The 1,329-nt window shown below is 50.0% G+C and carries 2 protein-coding genes; one reads left to right on the top strand and one right to left on the bottom strand.

Annotated features, from left to right (window positions below):
* On the top strand, window positions 1-1,128 hold a 1,128-nt coding region (locus tag ACOCD2_RS20225; protein ID WP_419625971.1), incomplete at its 5' end, for a restriction endonuclease subunit S.
* Here the strand turns inward: ACOCD2_RS20225 and ACOCD2_RS20220 are convergent.
* Window positions 1,082-1,329: hypothetical protein (locus ACOCD2_RS20220; RefSeq protein WP_293689930.1), on the bottom strand; the 248-nt coding region annotated here is incomplete at its 5' end. The genes ACOCD2_RS20225 and ACOCD2_RS20220 overlap by 47 nt on opposite strands.

Genomic DNA, 1,329 nt, shown 5'->3' with positions numbered 1-1,329 from the left:
GAGTTTCGGGAGGCGGGGGCGTGGGAATTTATACCTCTAGAGGCCATTGCCCCCCTTGTCAATGACAGGGTACAACTCAAGGATATTTCGAATGTCAACTATGTGAGCACGGAGAATATTCTGCAAGATTTTGGCGGGGTAGCTGTTGCAAACAAACTCCCAACTGTTAATTCAGTGTCTTCTTTTCAAGCAGGGGATGTTTTACTCGCAAATATTCGACCTTACTTAAAAAAAGTTTGGGCTGCCAACTTCTCTGGCGGGGCATCAAATGATGTTCTTGTGTTTAGACCTAGAAACTCCCAAGGCTGCCAATACGTTGCCCACATTTTAAAGAATAATCGTTTCATTGATTACGTCATGGCAGGGGCGAAGGGAGTGAAAATGCCCCGCGGAGATATCAACTCCATAAAAGAATACCCTGTTCCAATACCGCCCGAGACTACCGAACAACAAAAAGTCGCCCACTGCCTCTCCTCCCTTGATGAGGTGATCGGGCTGCAAGCCAAAAAGGTCCAGTCCCTGAAACAGCACAAGAAGGGCCTGATGCAGCAGCTCTTCCCCGCCGAGGGCGAAACCACACCCCGCCTGCGCTTTCCTGAGTTTCGGGAGGCGGGGGCGTGGGAGGTGAAGCGTTTGGGGGAAGTTTGCATTATCTGCAATGGATCTTCCAATGCACAAGATCATGTAGATGATGGTGCTTATCCCCTATTTGATAGATCTGAAGAAATAAAGCGATCAAGTCGTTATTTGTTTGATGCTGAAGCTGTGATTATCCCGGGCGAGGGAATGAGATTCATCCCTAAATATTATTGTGGAAAATTTGACTTGCATCAACGCGCCTATGCATTATCAGATTTTCGTGAAGTCGGAAAGTTTATTTACTATCAATTAGGTGCACTAAAAGGTGTTCTGGCTTCAAAAGCTGTAATGTCTACCGTCCTATCGCTTCGGATGCCGATTCTTGAAACTTTCAAGTTGGTTATTCCGTCATCAGGAGAACAACAAAAAATCGCCCACTGCCTCTCCTCCCTTGATGAGGTGATCGGGCTGGAGTCGCACAAGCTCGACACCCTCAAGAACCTCAAGAAAGGCCTGATGCAGCAGCTTTTCCCGCAGGAGGTGGCATAGATGCAACCTTCTGTGCCGAACAGTCTCCTTCGCTCTGATCTGGACGGCAAGGGTCTGTTGCCGCTGGTAACGCAGGCCAGCGCTGACAGCCATGGAGAGCGAAGCGAAGGCAGGTAGTCCCCAGCAGCCGCGAGGCCGCACTGTTTTCCCGGCGCGCCTTGCGCCAGAGGGAAAACAAAGTAGGCCTCCGAACGCGGCGTC

It is taken from the genome of Thiolapillus sp. (assembly GCF_048562965.1).
Lineage (GTDB): Bacteria > Pseudomonadota > Gammaproteobacteria > Chromatiales > Chromatiaceae > Thiolapillus > Thiolapillus brandeum_A.
The sequence above is the reverse complement of the archived record's forward strand: the minus strand, read 5'-3'. Positions and strand labels throughout refer to the sequence as shown.